Here is a 15,496-nt window from a genome sequence, read left to right as displayed (position 1 = left end):
AGGTTTTTGATTTGACCTATGTTGCGCAATTAGCGCAACTTGCAGGGAGCAAAAAAGACTAGTTCGACAACGTAATATGAATTAACCGCCATTGTCCGCTTGGCCGTTTACATGTTCCCGACATAAACGGCATTCACTGCATCCCTGCAGCTCAATTCGAACCTACAAATGTTGTATAGACATCATCCCTGATGACCTTTTAGCAGGTTCTTCTTCACTTTCGGCTTATTTGCTCAAATGAGCTATCCTTTACGTAGGTAAATCCTTAGGAGTTCCACATGTTAAGGGTAATTCTGCTCTTCCTATCCCTGTTGTGCTTTGAAGCGAAATCCGTGGATTCGTATGTAGATTCATTACGAATGATTAAGGACCTCAAATCCTCAAGCAAGAAGGTATTTGCAATAGTTCCTAAAAATACCCACGAGTTCTTTTTTGATGAGGTTGCAAGAGGATGCTCAGATGAAGCAAAATTGCATCATGCGGAATGCGTTTATGTTGGTAGTAGATTAGAGAGTATTAGAATTCAAGGTGCAATAATTCGATCTTTAATTGAGCTGAATGTTGATGGAATTGCACTCTCAGCCATCGAAAAACAAAAGTTGGCGGAATTGGTTAGTAAAGATATTGAAGTTTGGGAAAATCCAGTTGTTGCTTTCGATTCACCATTCTCCGCTACATTATCAAGAGCTTATATTGGTACTGACAATTATGCTCTTGGTACTACACTTGCAAATGAACTGGTGAAAATGAGACCGCATGGGGCAACCTATTGTATTCAAATATCCAGACTTGATTCACCTAACCATATGGCTCGTATGAAAGGCATTCTGGATGTGTTTGAGGCGCAAACTAGCCATTGGCAAAGTGTATTTGGCTGTCCTTCCGAATTTCATGGCGATTTAGAGCGCTCTCTCAGGCAAATGTCCAGAATATTGAGTGATAAAGCACCAGACGTTTATATTATAACCGGTGGAGGACCCCAGTTTTCAGGGGAATTATATGTAAAATCTATTGCTCCATTTTCAGACAAGTTGGCAAGTGGAGGGTTAGTAATTGCAAGTATTGATACTATCCCTGAGCAACTAAAATTTCTGGAACGTGGGCTATCGACCGTAAATGTAGGTCAGAATCCATATCAGATTGGGGTTGAAAGTTTCAAAGCGTTATGGAAATTAAAAAATGACGGACATGTAGAGAAGGTTACCTTCACTAAGATTAACAATTGTACTCCCACAAACTATGCGAGCTGTGTATCAGGGAATTGATAAGCGATCGCACCCTCCCGAAATTAGCAAACTCAGGGAAAAACCTTCTTAAATTTTTGAGAAATACGAGAAATACGAGAAATTGAATATAGATCTAGTGTTTCGTCTGTTTTTCGCTTGAACTCTTTCAGAGCTTTTTCTCACTAGTATCAAACAGAGCATAGACTAAACGGTTTAAGTGTATGAGCCGCGATTGAGTAAACTCATTCTCAAGTTATTAAACCATGCCCCAATGCTAGTTCGAAGTACGGGTATTTCTTGGCCCTTTCGCGAGATAAGCTGAAAGAGCAGATTAAACCTGAAGATTGGCAACAAGGATATATGGTTCGACTTCAGTCGGACACAGATCGTTGAATCTCACAGCGTTGTCGAGCTAAAGCGCGACCTACAAGGCTTATGCCGTCTCGCGTCCGGGCCAAAAGGGGGTTGAAGGGGATCTCCCCTTCGAAGAAAAAACATCAGAGAACCGATTTGTAAGATTTGTATGCTTTTTAAAATTGGCATCATTCATTACCAAGCCACAAGCTGCGTAGCCAATCACTCAGCGTACAGCGAACTCATACCTCCTTCGCGGGATAACTTTTCCCATGATAGGCCGGGCTATTGAGGATCTGTTTTTCCGGTAAATCAACAATCACTTTCTGTTTCGACCAGTCGATGTGCTCCAGTTCTGAGGGTTTGAGCAGGATGGGTTGTTTGTGACCTAATACGCTGTTCATTTCTATGGCTAAGTAGGCAATATCCCAGTTCTCGTCATTGAGGATAAAATCTTTGATGTGGCCGTGTTTTTTATCGTCTGATTCCAGTTCATAGTCTTCGACAAAGTTAGCGGAATGCACGTGGTTTTTTTCTGAATCGGGCTCTTCACCAGCACCCACGAGTTTAACCCGCTCTGGATGGACGCCGGTCAGATAGGTGTCCAGCGGTTCTGGTCCCACATGCCAGGTGGCGTAGTCGAAATAACACATGTAGGTTTTTTCATAAGCTCTGGCAATGGGATCATTGCTCAGTAATGACGGGCTTTGTTTCAGTTGAGTTTTACTGACCTGCAAATGGATCTCTTGTTTGTCACTATCAATCTGGCTGATTAATTTACTGTGCACTAGTGCTTTCTTGCCGCCGGGTAACCATTTATGGGTATCGATAAGCATGTAATGGGCATTCCAATGCTCGTCGTTGAACAGAAAGTCTTTGCAATAACCCAACTCCTCATCAGAGCCAAGAACCAGGTACCCTTCAAGCGCATTCAAGCTGTGCAGCATAATATCCACCGTTTAATTAATAGCCAATGTGATTATGTGATATCGCAACTCAAAAAAACAGTCGCCCTGTTGTTTTAAAGCCTGAACCTTGTGACAGGTCAAGAATCTCGGGTTTTATTGACGATGGCGGTAATGATATCTGGCCAATATTCTCGGGGCAGGGTGTGACCCATACCCTTTAGAACAAGCAAATCGGCATGTGCCATAACCCGTTTGAGGGCATGGGCATTGTGCACCTTAAGCAAGGGATCAGCATCGCCGTGGATAATTAAGGTGGGCAAGGTCAGCTTTTTTAAATGAAAAGAACGGTCTGGAGCCGTGGCGATAGCACTGAGTTGACGCAATACACCCGCGGCGGTGACGCCGCGCTGCGTAGCTAACAGGAGTACTTCTTTAATGGCTTGCTCGGGAAACTCCAGGTTTGGCCCATGCAAGGTGCGCCAAAGACGCAAGCCATTATCAATATAGCTTTGCACTGTATTTTTGGGTTTACGCGCCATGGCCAATAAGGCATTTATTTTGGGATGCATCAGGCGTTTATCGCCAGTGGTGGTCATGATATTGGTTAAGGTAAGCACTCTGTCTGGATGGTGGATAGCCATCAGCTGGGCAATCATTCCGCCCATGGAAACCCCCACGATATGCGCTTTTTTAACCTTGAGATTGTCTAACAGATGCACTGCATCTTGGGCCATATCCTCAAGACTGTAGGGGGCGTTGATGGGGGTTTTTAACCAGCGATGGGCCAGCAGTTGTCCAAAACTTGGTGGACGTCGCTCAGAGAATCGAGTGCTTTTACCAATATCGCGATTATCCATGCGAATAACCCACAAGCCATTAGCCGCCAATTCTCGACAAAACTCTTCTGGCCAATGAATAAGCTGTGTGGACAAGCCCATTATTAGCAGTATTGGCGGGTTGTTCCGGTCACCGAAGCTATCACAAGCGATATCAATATTGCCGCAGCGATACAGGTTTTCTGGATGGTATTCGATACTCTGTAACTCAGCGGCTTCTCGCGGGTTGATGGTATGGCTGTCGTCGCTTTGGGAAGATGACACAGTTAATTACTCATCATGATTGTGCTGAGTGCTGATTTTCCCCGTTAACCAACGGGGGGCAGCGCTGACATCAAGAGGACGCCAATCATGCAGTGACTTGAGTTCACTGTTACCTGCCAGGCGGTGAGCAATTAGCCACAACACGGTGGGATGATGGCCCAGACCTAAATGACTGCCATTGACCTGAATATTCTCCACATGACGCTCTTCACCATGCTGGTGGCAGCCTTGCCAATGGGTGATGCCGTCCGAGCGAGAATAGATTGACGTACAGGGTACAGGCGGCGGAGCCGCCATGGTTTCGGGAATTTGAAATTCAGCGCCGATGCGTTTTTGATTGAAGCGCTTAAACAGCACAGCCGCTAGCGGTGAAGAGGCTTCAGGCGAATTAAAGGGGCTACCTAAGCTGATCACCGACGCCACCATATCCGGCATGAGTCGCGCGATTTCACGGGCCAAAATGCCCCCCAAACTCCAACCTATCAGATGCACTGGCTGTTGTTCTTTCTCCACTACAGCCAGAACCCTCTCCAGTAAATCTTCCCGGATCATGGTGGCACCCGGGATGATGTGTTGTCCGAGATTCCGCCCCTGTTGCCATCCATAAGGGCGATAACCTTTGAGTCGTAAAAATTTGCGCAAAGGCAGAGTGGAGGCATCACTGGCAAGGAAGCCCGGTAGTACCATTACCGGGTGTTTGCCTGAGGGGGATTTCAATAAAAACGGCAAAGAGAGTGTTGCCGCGGCAAATTCCACCAAGGTGCGGCTTTCAAATAAGGTGTGATGCAGTCGAGGTTTACTCATTCAGTGTCACTTCTTGTTTGCCTCGTCTTCGGTGGTATTTTTAGCAATTGGCTCATCTGCCGGTTGTTGTTGCAGTACTGCCATAGCGGCCGCTTCCAGTTCATTGGCTGATTCCCTGACATAGCGCACAAACTGCTTCATATCGGGCATCAGGTTTGATGCGGATGTGGCACTGATAGAAATACTGCCGTTATAGCTGAATACCGGCATGATCAAGCCCATGCCGTCAATGATGGGCGCCGTACCCATGTTGACATGCAATTTATGCCCAGCCATGTACAAAGGGATTTGCGGACCAGGAACATTAGTAATGATGAGATTAAAGATAGGGTTGTGCTTTTTCGCGATATTGGCGCGGCTGTAATATCGCGCGGCAACGCCTGCCAGTCCAAAGGGGATAACTTCAGCAAAGCCCATCAAACTCTCGGCATCCACCGCTTCGTGATAGAGTTTGCCAATCACTGTATTGATGTGAATGGTCTCTAAACGTTTGATAGGGTCAGCTTCGTCTGTGGCCAATTGGATATACATGGCGGTAACCTGATTACCCATGTCATCTTTTTGATCATCAGTACGAGTAGATACCGGCACCATGGCCACCAGAGGTTTTTCAGGGAGTTCGTTTTTTTCCATCAGGTAGCGGCGCAAGCCGCCAGCGCAAATAGTGAGTACCACATCGTTTAAGGTTGCGTCTTTTACCGCTTTGCGAATGGCTTTAACCCGTCCCAAATCAAGAATGGAGGAGTCCCAAATTCGCTCAGGCCCGGCGATATCATTAAATCGCGTAGGCGGTGCAGTAAATGGCAAGGTAGGCATGTCGATGCCGTGTACTTTTGAGATGTAGCTGGTTTTTACCGTGGCTTTACCCGTCTCCCAAAGTAATCCCGGTAGTTTGGTGGTGCGCGAAGCCAGATTAAACGCGCCTTGGGTTAACATGCTAATGGCCCCGGGAACTTTATCTTTTTCACGCTCCACTGGTGGCGGGACCCTGCGCGGTTTGGGTGAAACGTCGAATAACATACTCATCAATTGCGCACCTGACTTACCATCAAATGCAGAGTGGTGGATTTTAGAGATCAGCGCCACAGAGCCTTCTGGCACTTGTGGGATGCAGTCTATGCCCTCCACAAAGGTGAATTCCCACAATGGCCTGTCTCGGTCTAGTTTCAAGGAGAATACTTTGGACGCCAGATAGCGCAGCTCAGCCCAGCCGCCGGGTCTTGGCAATGCGGTGCGATGTATATGCAGGTTTAAATCAAAGTCTTTGTCGTAGGTCCAATGGGGGCGATCCACATTGAGTGGCGAGGTAACCAGTTTTTCGGTAAGTCGAGGTACCGTGTGCACCCGCTCTTGCAGGAACTGTTTAAAGTGCTCGAAATCGAGTGTTCCTTCGAGAATGGCGACTCCGCCAATGTGCATGGGGATTTTATTGGTTTCAAGAAATAAAAACGAGGCGTCCAGACCAGATAAAGCTTGCATGTTGTCCACTTTTTGTTGCTTGCATTAGCTCAGTATATGAAGGAAATGGAAAGAAGTGAAACACCTGTTTGAATTATTCTGTGAAAGATTAAGGCAGGCTATAAACCGTATCTGGCCAGAATCATAGCAACCTGTTTTTGATGTTCAGGAGAAACTGCGGCCCTATCGTGAATGTCTTGCCATAATTTCACTTCACTGGTGTGTGGTCCTGATGGCGTAAATGCCAGGTACAAATCTTCCTCAGCCAGGCAGCCGGAAGTGCGTATTTTACTTTGAAGTTCTTGTTCAAATTGAAAGTACAGCATGGAAAATTCAGTGATTAAAATACTGTCAATATAACCCTGCAGTAACAGTTGGCTGGTTTGTTCTTCAAAACTACCATCATAAGATAAACCTTTTAACTGGTTGCTTTGTGACTTAAGGTGTCTTAACTCCAATGGTAGTCCATCTGCTGGGTAGACCAATTTTCTTTGCGCAATATCCTCAGGTGTTTGATATCGCCAGTTATCCTCTGGGCGACTAAAAAAGCAAAAACGCTGCGTCCCAATTGGATGGTCTGGATACAGCAGGTTCGGTGCTTCGGTTTTTGATGGGGCCAATAATGCCATGTATTTCCCTGATTCCACCTCTCTGATGGCTCTTGACCAAGGCATTATCAGAAATTCAGGTTCAAATTCGGTATTCTTGTAAATTTCTCGAACGATTTCTACCAGCACACCGGGTCTTTCTGAATTAACATCGCAAATGTAGGGGCACCAATCTATGGCGGCGACGGTGAGCGGCACATTCGCGCGGCATATGGGCACCAGTGCCCAGAGAAACAGAAAAAAATATCGCATTTGCAGAAGCTCCATCAGCCGCTCTCTCAACCTTCAACAGGTTTAGTTTGAAATATTGCGATGTACTTGGCTATAGGCCATTAGTCTTAAAAAACCGTTCGGTTTGTTGGTCTGCAGGGAAAAATGTCTCCACTTTGAGTTCTGCGGCAGTCACATCAAGCGCGGTACCAAATGAAGAAACCATACTGAATAATTTAAGCTCTATATCGCCAATTTTGAGCTGCAATGAGAGTACCGGAGCCAGTGTTGCCGCGATGTCTGTACTTGAATATTCTGAGCAACCGGAGAGCTGCTGAACTTCTTCAAACAGTGCACTTAAAAATGTGTTGTCGGGGTCACTATTGACTTCCCGCTGCAGACGCAATAGCAATGGATTGGCAATTTCCTGCCAATTGCTGATAAAAGGTCTGAATCCCTTTTCCGAGAAAGTGAGGCGATAAATATTGAGTTTTCCTTCGTGGAAAAGGGCTGGGTCAGGCGAGCCTATGAGTTTAAGCAGTGTATTAGTAGCCTGGTTGGCCAGGTACAGATCCCAGTTTCTGTCTACAACCAGGGCGGGAAAAGGCTGGTGGTGCTCGAGCATCATTTGCAGCGCATTATTAATGCTTACCATGGCTTTGTCATCCAGTTCTCGCTCAGTGAAAGCCGGTGCATAACCCGCGCTTTTCAGCAGCTGGTTACTGTCTCTGAGAGTCATGTCGAGGGCGCTTGCGAGTTGTAGAATGACCTCCATTCCCGGTCTGGAACGGCCTGATTCCAAAAAGCTAATATGACGCTGGGAAATGCCTGTCTCTAGTGACAAGTCTAACTGAGACAGCTTTTTAAATTTGCGCCAACGCTTCAACATGCCAGAAAAAGCCGAATCTGTTTTTTCCTGATGGGTTTTAGTGGTGGCGTTGGTCATGTTGGTACCTCCGAGGTTGTTTCCATTTTAATTATCACAAGTAAAGGAACAATTACCTTTGAGGTAATTGCCGGTATTACCCCAAAAGCTAGACTAGCAGCAAAACTCAAAAGGAGAGAACTATGAATATGCGAATCATTTTATTGGGCGTGATACTGGTGGCTTTTGCTGGTTTTAGCACGTGGGTGTTACTGGATGTGGGATATTTTGGGATTTGGGCCTCCGGATTTGAATCCGCCGGGGCGATGCAAATTCTGTTTGACCTGGTGATCAGCTGCCTGGTGTTTAGCAGTTGGATGCTGGCCGATGCAAAAGTCCGAAAGGTTAATCCATGGCCCTGGCTACTGGCAATTCTGGCCACCGGCTCAATTGCCATCTTGGTCTATCTTCTGGTCAGGGAAATACAGAAAAGTAAACAAACACAAACGGCCTATACCAATTAATAATAATAAGTGGTCGCTCAGCGCAGCTTCAGGGACATTAGTTCGAGGCGTGCGAATGAAAGAATACTGGTGGTCTTATGAACTTCGCACAACAAAGAAATAATGTTCCTGAGGCGCGTCTTCGATGGGTTTGAAACGCATTTATACTGTGTTGGATGTTTTCGACTTATCCCCACAAGGATATAGGTGATTAGAATAACGCACTAGCAGTTATCGAGCCCCACTAGACCTTCAACCATCAGCCTTGTCTTACAAATGCTGATTGGAACAGCATAGAACAGCTTTAGCTAGACAGCGAATAAATGCGTTTCAATTCCCACTGAGTAGAGCAAATATTATTACTAATTGGTATTAATGCAAATTGCTGTGGGATTGAATCTGATTCAGGATTTGATCTTTAATGAAATAATTTATGCTTGCGTGTTGTTCAACGTATTTCAATATTGCCATTGCTGAACGCGGCGTTGACTCGTAACCCAAGGCAAACTCCCGAAGTAAATTGGATAATTGCGGGTAGTTGCGTTCAACACTTTGTTGCTGAGGCATGCTAGAGCCATTACTGTTAGATTGTTTTGGCTCCCACTGATTTACCAGACTGAGCAGCCGGGATAGCGCATGGTGTTGAATCAGGTAAAAGGCCGATAGCTTTTCACCGTTGTTGAACCTTCTTAAGCCAATAAGCAGGTTAGTTAGCAGCTCGCCCAATAGCCAATCAGGATCATCGTACTCTACAATGTCATCAAGGTAGTAACGGGAGCTTTGCGGCACGGCCACGTCAAAAATCTCGGAATGCATGGTGGTGCGTTGCCAGGCAATTTCATCAGAGGGAATTACTTGCCTCTCCAGCTCGTGTTTCTCCATGACGGTCAGATCACAAAAAATGCCATCTGAGAAGAGGAAACGGAAATGTCCCGGACTGCGGCGAAATTCGAAAGCAATATGCTGGATTTCGGCAAGCCAGGCGATGTCTCTCAAAAACAACTCCTTGCAACCGGCCTCTACAAGTAGCATAAATCCAATATCACAGTCATCCATACGCATAGCGTGGAGCGGACCATCACAGTGGGGCAACAACATAGCCAATGTATGATTTTGCGCAGCGATAGTTGCTCGGATTTGCTCCAATCGCTCCTCAATTAATTCCTGTTTTGTCATAAAATCCGGTTTTGGCCCTGTTGCGTTTCTGCTTGCTTTTAAAGTTTTATCCTGGATAGGTAGAAACTGAAACATTACGCATACGTATTCATAACAATTAATTTACAAGTGGTTTTGCGGGGCATGGATTTATTGAAAGCATTGATTGCCTTGCCGGGAAATTTTTTTTAAGGTGACACCGGCAGCAAGATAAAGGTATGAAAATATTGAAGAAGTTCATCATGGCAACCATGAGTGTTGTATTTTTAGGGGCATGTGTCAGCAACCACAATCAACAGCGAGATAATCAACTGGCAAACCAGGAAACTGTCGCTCATCAGATTGTGGTTCCGGATGATGTCGGTGCCAGACGTTTGTTCAATGAGGCCGACATTTTTCAGTTAACGGCCGAGCAAGAAGCTGATTTTAAAGCCTGGTTCAACGACCCAATTAGAGCTGATGAACCTGCTCATGATCGAGTCTACTATTACCTGGACATGTACACCGATGGCTTCGATTACCGCGGTAAGACGTACAACGCGACCCAAGCCATGACCCACAAGGCAGGGAATTGTTTGTCTCTGGCTATTATAACTACGGCACTTGCTAAAATCGCTGGAGTTGAAGTGGGCTATCAACTGGTTAATGCGACCCCGGTATATAAGAAGCGAAATAACGTGCTTTTGCTTTCTTATCACGTGCGCACGTTTTTATATGATCCAAGCTGGCGGCCCAAAAAAGACGTGATCACCCTTATTCGCCCGAGGTTAATAGTGGATTATTTCCCCAATCGCTATGACGTTCCCGGCGATGAGATCAGTGAACAACAGTTTATGGGCATGTATTACCGAAACCTTGCTGCCGATGCCTTGTTGCAAGACGAGTTGGCTGATGCTTTCTGGTATACGGAAAAAGCATTACAACTGGCAGCACAAGATGCTGAAAACATTAATCTGCTGGCCGTCATATATCGCCGCCTTCAAGCGAATGAACTGGCAGAGACATTTTACCAATACGGGATGATTGCAGCTCAGAATAATACCAACCTGTTGAGTAACTACGCTTTGTTATTGGAGGCGCAAAATAAACCTGAACAAGCAGAATTAATTCGTCAAAAATTATTGGAATTTCCGGATAGTAATCCTTACGCCTGGATAAAACTCGGACACGATGCCTTCCTGGAAGGCCAGCATGGCAGAGCCATTAGTTATTATCAGCGAGCCATGGCTTTGGCTCCTTACCTGGATGAAATCTATTTCGGTTTGGCTAAAAGTTTGTATCAGCGTGGTGAATTTACCGCTGCAGCTGAAGCCATGCGTACTGCGGCGGAGAAGTCTTGGGAGCAATCCCAAAGGCAGCTTTATTATGCCAAATTGTCCGCTTTGCGAGCCCGTCAGTTCGATTAACAAAAAGGATTTATTGACACCAAGTCGTTTATATTTAAATCAATGATAGTAGTGAGCAATCACATAACTGCTATTTATACTGGATATTGATAATAAAAAACGGCTTTGGTTTTCCTTTATTGTTAGGATTCTTTATACTAAGTTCCTCTATTATCCGACAATCGTTGGGATAGTCGAGCACACTGCTATGGAACATCAAATGGCATAGTGCGAATGGCTATCATCTCAATAAGCACATCTGTGCGAAACAATTTATGAGGATCTTGTTGTGTTAGAAGCATATCGTAAACACGTCGAGGAACGCGCCGCTGAAGGTGTGCCCCCAAAACCACTGAACCCCGAGCAAGTTGCTGATCTGGTTGAGTTATTGAAAACACCACCAGCCGGGGAAGAGGACTTTTTATTAGAATTGATTTCCGAACGTGTTCCTCCGGGTGTTGACGAAGCCGCCTATGTTAAAGCCGGTTTTTTATCTGCGATTGTAAAAGGTGAAGCCAGTTCGCCTATTATCTCCAAAGAAGCGGCAGTGCAGTTACTTGGTAACATGCACGGTGGTTACAACATTGCCACCTTGGTTGAGCTGTTAGATGATGCTGACCTTGCGGAATTAGCGGCAGAAGAGCTAAAGCATACCTTGCTGATGTTTGATGCTTTCCACGATGTAGAAGACAAGATGAAAGCGGGCAATGCCCATGCAAAAGAAGTCATTGAGTCTTGGGCAGAGGGTGAGTGGTTCACCTCTCGTGACGACGTACCTGAAAAAGTCACTATGACGGTATTTAAAGTCACAGGTGAAACCAATACTGACGATTTATCGCCTGCACCTGATGCCTGGTCGCGTCCAGATATCCCATTGCACGCACGTGCCATGTACAAGATGACGCGCGATGGTTTAACGCCAGAAGAGCACGGCGAAGTGGGTCCTCTGAAACAAATCGAAGAAGTGAAAGCTAAAGGTCATCCTGTTGCTTTCGTTGGTGACGTAGTAGGTACTGGCTCTTCACGTAAATCTGCAACCAACTCTGTTCTGTGGTATTTCGGTGAAGATTTACCGGGCGTACCAAACAAGCGCGGTGGTGGTGTTTGTATTGGTGGCAAAGTGGCACCGATTTTCTTTAACACCATGGAAGATGCAGGTGCCTTGGTATTTGAAGCCGATGTAGACAAGTTGGAAATGGGCGATGTCATCGATATCTTCCCATTAGACGGTAAAATCACCAACGCTGAGACGGGTGAAACCCTGTCTGAGTTTGGCTATAAGTCTAAAGTTATTCTGGACGAAGTCCGTGCTGGTGGTCGTATTAACCTGATCATCGGTCGTGGTTTGACTGAAAAAGCACGTGAAGCATTGGGCTTAGAATCGTCTGATTTATTCCGCAAACCAGAGCAACCTCAAGATAGCGGCAAAGGTTATACCTTGGCGCAAAAAATGGTGGGTAAAGCTTGTGGTGTGGAAGGTATTCGCCCCGGTACTTACTGTGAACCTAAAATGACCACAGTAGGCTCTCAGGATACTACAGGTCCAATGACACGTGACGAATTGAAAGACCTTGCTTGTCTTGGTTTTACTGCAGATTTAACCATGCAGTCATTCTGTCACACTGCGGCTTATCCTAAGCCAGTAGACATCGATACTCAGCACACTCTGCCTGATTTTATTATGAACCGTGGCGGCGTATCTTTGCGCCCGGGTGACGGTATCATCCACAGCTGGTTAAACCGCATGTTGTTGCCGGATACTGTGGGTACTGGTGGTGACTCTCACACCCGTTTCCCATTGGGTATTTCTTTCCCTGCAGGTTCTGGCCTGGTGGCTTTCGCAGCCGCAACCGGTGTAATGCCATTAGATATGCCTGAATCCGTACTTGTACGCTTTAAAGGTGAGATGCAGCCTGGTATCACGTTACGTGACCTGGTACACGCTATTCCGTTATATGCTATTAAACAAGGTTTGTTAACGGTTGAGAAGAAAGGCAAGAAGAACATCTTCTCCGGTAACATTCTGGAGATTGAAGGTCTGGAAGACTTAACGGTTGAGCAAGCGTTTGAATTGTCCGATGCTTCTGCAGAACGCTCTGCGTCTGGTTGTACTATCAAGCTTTCTGAAGAGTCTATCAGCGAGTACTTGCGTTCTAACATCACCATGTTGCGCTGGATGATCAATGAAGGTTATGGCGATCCGCGTACCCTTGAGCGCCGTGCTCAGAAGATGGAAGAATGGCTGGCTAACCCAGAATTGATGCGTGCTGATGATGATGCTGAATACCTCGAAGTTATCGAAATTGACTTGAACGACATCAAAGAGCCTATCGTTTGTTGTCCAAATGACCCAGATGATGCCAAGACGCTGTCTGATGTTGCTGGTGATAAAGTGGACGAAGTGTTCATCGGTTCTTGTATGACCAACATCGGTCACTTCCGCGCTGCGGGTAAACTGCTGGAGCAAAACAAGGCGCCGCTGTCCACACGTTTGTGGATTTCTCCACCGACTAAGATGGATAAAGCCCAGTTGATGGAAGAAGGTTACTACAACATCTACGGCCGTGCTGGTGTGCGCACAGAAATGCCTGGTTGTTCACTGTGTATGGGTAACCAAGCACGTGTTGAAGCAGGTGCGACGGTATTGTCTACTTCTACACGTAACTTCCCGAACCGTTTGGGTGATGGTGCCAATGTGTATCTGACTTCTGCCGAGTTGGCAGCTGTTGGTGCTATAGTTGGTAAGATCCCAACGGCAGACGAGTACATGGAATACGCCAGTAAGATTCAGTCGATGAGTGCTGAAGTGTTCCGCTATCTGAACTTTGATCAGATGCCCGACTTTAAAGCTGCTGAAGAAAAAGCCAAGGAAAACATCATTCCAACGCTAAATCTGTCTTAATTGACTGAGCGCATTTAACAGCAAAAGCCGGACTTAAGTCCGGCTTTTTTGTGTTTTTATTGCTGCTCCCTCATTTCTGGAGGGAAGTAATTGGTATTACAGGGTCTTCATATATTCTACGATTTGCCATTTTTGTTGTTCATTTAAATGCGTGCCATAGTCGTGACCCAGGTTGGAGTTGCCCGGGAAAATCTTGCCATCAGGACCCGTAACCCGGAATATACTTGGGCCTTCGTCAGTAACATAACCGACATTGACCGGATCAAATTCCCGGCTGCCCACGCTGAATTGTTGTACCCGCTCTTCCGGCTTAAGCATCAACTGCCACAGGTTTGGTACTGAACCATTGTGCAGGTATGGCGCTGTAGCCCAGATGCCATTTAATGGTCTGGCTTTATATACCAAGCCATCCAGGCCGTTCGGACAGGCGTCGTTGGCATACTCTGATTGGTTTTTGTTTTTATTCGAGTCGCTATCAGGTGCTAAGGCTATTCTTTTCTGTACGTGTTGGTTTAACAAAGACTTTGCGGTTTCTTCATCGAGGCTATAAGTCGGCTCGGTTGACTTTTCATTAGACTTTAATACGACACCATCACCGGTTTTGACTCGCTCAGCAATCAGACCCGCTTTAAGTGCTGTGACCGGATCTTTTAACACCATACCCACTACGCCGTTAACAGGGACATTGATGGCCGCCGTAGTTTCCCCAAACTTCTGACCCGCGACAATCTTCTCCTTGGAACCTTCTAAAATTAAACTATCCGCTTCATGACAGGAGGCATTCCATGCAGTAAGAGGATCGGTGCCCACCTCAACAACGGGGGTTTTTATGGCATCGTACCTTTGGTATTCATCGGCTCGAGCGATAACTTGATGGCAGGATGAACACTCTGCTTGATAGAGCGCTTCGCCTTTAGCCGCTTTTTCAATATCGATTCCCGGCAGCACATTTGCTGGCCATTGTGGTGATTTAAGTGTTTTAACCCAAGATTCCAGCATGCCCAATCCGGTGATATCCACGCTAGAATGGTATTTAAAGTCCAAACCAAAATAGCGACGAATGTCCCACCATGGCCTTTCTTCAATGCTTAGCTTGCCAAAGACCCCAACCACTTCGCCTATATTGCGCACTAATGGCCCAATAACAGGGGTGTTGGGAGCCGAAGCGTTCCATTGCACCACGTCTGACTGATGGGTTCCCCACAGAAATGGATAGGAAACCGGGGCGTCAGGCGTATTGCGATTATTTAAATCGCTTAGCGCAAATGCCGTTCCGGCATTTTGGATGTTTCCGAAGGCATCCAGGCGAGCGTAACTGGTGAAGTTTTCAGGATAATGCTCTGGTAAGGCATTCACATTACGTCGCTCAGTGGCGGCCAGGGCGACTTCTTGCAAACTATTGCGTAGCTTTTCGGAATTTGACGGGGTGTCTTTATTACCCAAAACACGCTGGGCAAACCTATTGAATTTGGCATCGTCGATATAGGTGGTATTGAGACTATCTACGAGACGATCAAAAAATAACACGAAATTTGCCAATGTTGGCGCACCTTCAATGAGGAATTTTGTGTCTTTATAATCCAGTTGATTAGTATGACATGCCGAGCATGTCATACCGACATAACCTGCCGGATAATCCTTGTCAGAGGCTTTGACAAAACCCACTGGTAATGCGTCCGGGTTGAGCTTTGAAGCGGGCATTGGCAAATACCCTAGCATGTCGAAATGGCTGTCATCTCGGAATAGTGATTGATTATCGGGCTGTTCCAGTGCCAAAAACCAGTCGTAAGGCATAATTTGAGAACCCTGACTGGTAAACCAGAATTGTTCGCGTATTTCAGGCGTCCAGCCTTGCTCCAATTCAACTCGTTCAGGAGATGCCCCGGTTACTTGCAAAGACACACTGAGTACCGATGCTGCTAATATTGCCTTTGTGGCTCTAATCCTGGTGAAATATCCCATCTTAAATCCTTCGCTTTTAGGCGGGTTGCTGTTCTGTACTTTGAAAGTTTAAATGT

The 15,496-nt window shown here is 46.1% G+C and carries 12 protein-coding genes; 4 read left to right on the top strand and 8 right to left on the bottom strand.

What is annotated here, in order from left to right; genetic code table 11:
- Nucleotides 1-278 precede the first annotated feature (278 nt).
- Complete coding sequence (locus ACXAGP_RS17100) at nucleotides 279-1,265, top strand: substrate-binding domain-containing protein (protein ID WP_475262770.1); 987 nt, start codon at nucleotides 279-281, stop codon at nucleotides 1,263-1,265.
- A gap of 557 nt (nucleotides 1,266-1,822) precedes the next feature.
- Here ACXAGP_RS17100 and ACXAGP_RS17095 read toward each other — a convergent pair.
- The 6 genes from ACXAGP_RS17095 to ACXAGP_RS17070 all read right to left on the bottom strand — a co-directional run bounded on the left by ACXAGP_RS17095 (nucleotide 1,823) and on the right by ACXAGP_RS17070 (nucleotide 7,614).
- Complete coding sequence (locus ACXAGP_RS17095; RefSeq protein ID WP_475262769.1) at nucleotides 1,823-2,527, bottom strand: hypothetical protein; 705 nt, start codon at nucleotides 2,525-2,527, stop codon at nucleotides 1,823-1,825.
- A gap of 98 nt (nucleotides 2,528-2,625) precedes the next feature.
- Nucleotides 2,626-3,588, bottom strand: a complete 963-nt coding sequence (locus ACXAGP_RS17090; RefSeq protein ID WP_475262768.1) for an alpha/beta fold hydrolase — start codon at nucleotides 3,586-3,588, stop codon at nucleotides 2,626-2,628.
- Nucleotides 3,589-3,594: 6 nt separating this feature from the next.
- Entirely contained in the window at nucleotides 3,595-4,392 is a 798-nt protein-coding gene (locus tag ACXAGP_RS17085) for an esterase/lipase family protein (RefSeq protein WP_475262767.1), read from the bottom strand.
- 6 nt (nucleotides 4,393-4,398) lie between these two features.
- Nucleotides 4,399-5,871: a WS/DGAT/MGAT family O-acyltransferase gene (locus tag ACXAGP_RS17080; RefSeq protein WP_475262766.1), complete on the bottom strand. Its 1,473-nt coding sequence runs from the start codon at nucleotides 5,869-5,871 to the stop codon at nucleotides 4,399-4,401.
- 98 nt (nucleotides 5,872-5,969) lie between these two features.
- Entirely contained in the window at nucleotides 5,970-6,710 is a 741-nt protein-coding gene (locus tag ACXAGP_RS17075; RefSeq protein WP_475262765.1) for a substrate-binding periplasmic protein, read from the bottom strand.
- A 70-nt stretch (nucleotides 6,711-6,780) separates the two neighbouring features.
- The gene (locus ACXAGP_RS17070; RefSeq protein ID WP_475262764.1) at nucleotides 6,781-7,614 is read right to left on the bottom strand and encodes a helix-turn-helix domain-containing protein; all 834 of its coding nucleotides are present in this window, start codon (nucleotides 7,612-7,614) and stop codon (nucleotides 6,781-6,783) included.
- Between the two features lie 122 nt (nucleotides 7,615-7,736).
- Here ACXAGP_RS17070 and ACXAGP_RS17065 point away from each other — a divergent pair, with 122 nt between their 5' ends.
- Complete coding sequence (locus ACXAGP_RS17065) at nucleotides 7,737-8,057, top strand: hypothetical protein (RefSeq protein WP_475262763.1); 321 nt, start codon at nucleotides 7,737-7,739, stop codon at nucleotides 8,055-8,057.
- A 351-nt stretch (nucleotides 8,058-8,408) separates the two neighbouring features.
- Here ACXAGP_RS17065 and ACXAGP_RS17060 read toward each other — a convergent pair whose 3' ends face one another.
- Nucleotides 8,409-9,212 (bottom strand): hypothetical protein, encoded by an 804-nt coding sequence (locus tag ACXAGP_RS17060; protein ID WP_475262762.1) that lies wholly within the window; start codon nucleotides 9,210-9,212, stop codon nucleotides 8,409-8,411.
- Nucleotides 9,213-9,409: 197 nt separating this feature from the next.
- Here ACXAGP_RS17060 and ACXAGP_RS17055 point away from each other — a divergent pair, with 197 nt between their 5' ends.
- Together ACXAGP_RS17055 and acnB are read left to right on the top strand one after the other, a co-directional pair.
- On the top strand, nucleotides 9,410-10,597 hold the full coding sequence (locus ACXAGP_RS17055; protein WP_475262761.1) for a tetratricopeptide repeat protein: 1,188 nt from the start codon (nucleotides 9,410-9,412) through the stop codon (nucleotides 10,595-10,597).
- A 268-nt stretch (nucleotides 10,598-10,865) separates the two neighbouring features.
- A complete protein-coding gene (gene acnB / locus ACXAGP_RS17050) occupies nucleotides 10,866-13,478 on the top strand; it encodes a bifunctional aconitate hydratase 2/2-methylisocitrate dehydratase (protein ID WP_475262760.1) in 2,613 nt (870 codons plus the stop codon).
- Nucleotides 13,479-13,574: 96 nt separating this feature from the next.
- Here the strand turns inward: acnB and ACXAGP_RS17045 are convergent, their stop codons facing one another.
- Complete coding sequence (locus ACXAGP_RS17045; protein WP_475262759.1) at nucleotides 13,575-15,440, bottom strand: di-heme-cytochrome C peroxidase; 1,866 nt, start codon at nucleotides 15,438-15,440, stop codon at nucleotides 13,575-13,577.
- Nucleotides 15,441-15,496: the final 56 nt, after the last annotated feature.

The organism is Planctobacterium sp. AWM4_229 (assembly GCF_056160305.1).
This window is presented reverse-complemented; position numbering and strand designations above follow the sequence as displayed.

Bases quoted from the DNA above. Each gene is read 5' to 3' on its own strand.
- ACXAGP_RS17095 (WP_475262769.1), bottom strand. From the start codon at position 2,527: ATGCTGCACAGCTTGAATGCGCTTGAAGGGTACCTGGTTCTTGGCTCT.
- ACXAGP_RS17060 (WP_475262762.1), bottom strand. From the start codon at position 9,212: ATGACAAAACAGGAATTAATTGAGGAGCGATTGGAGCAAATCCGAGCA.
- ACXAGP_RS17085 (WP_475262767.1), bottom strand. From the start codon at position 4,392: ATGAGTAAACCTCGACTGCATCACACCTTATTTGAAAGCCGCACCTTG.
- ACXAGP_RS17065 (WP_475262763.1), top strand. From the start codon at position 7,737: ATGAATATGCGAATCATTTTATTGGGCGTGATACTGGTGGCTTTTGCT.
- ACXAGP_RS17100 (WP_475262770.1), top strand. From the start codon at position 279: ATGTTAAGGGTAATTCTGCTCTTCCTATCCCTGTTGTGCTTTGAAGCG.
- ACXAGP_RS17075 (WP_475262765.1), bottom strand. From the start codon at position 6,710: ATGCGATATTTTTTTCTGTTTCTCTGGGCACTGGTGCCCATATGCCGC.
- ACXAGP_RS17055 (WP_475262761.1), top strand. From the start codon at position 9,410: ATGAAAATATTGAAGAAGTTCATCATGGCAACCATGAGTGTTGTATTT.
- ACXAGP_RS17080 (WP_475262766.1), bottom strand. From the start codon at position 5,871: ATGCAAGCTTTATCTGGTCTGGACGCCTCGTTTTTATTTCTTGAAACC.
- ACXAGP_RS17070 (WP_475262764.1), bottom strand. From the start codon at position 7,614: ATGACCAACGCCACCACTAAAACCCATCAGGAAAAAACAGATTCGGCT.
- ACXAGP_RS17045 (WP_475262759.1), bottom strand. From the start codon at position 15,440: ATGGGATATTTCACCAGGATTAGAGCCACAAAGGCAATATTAGCAGCA.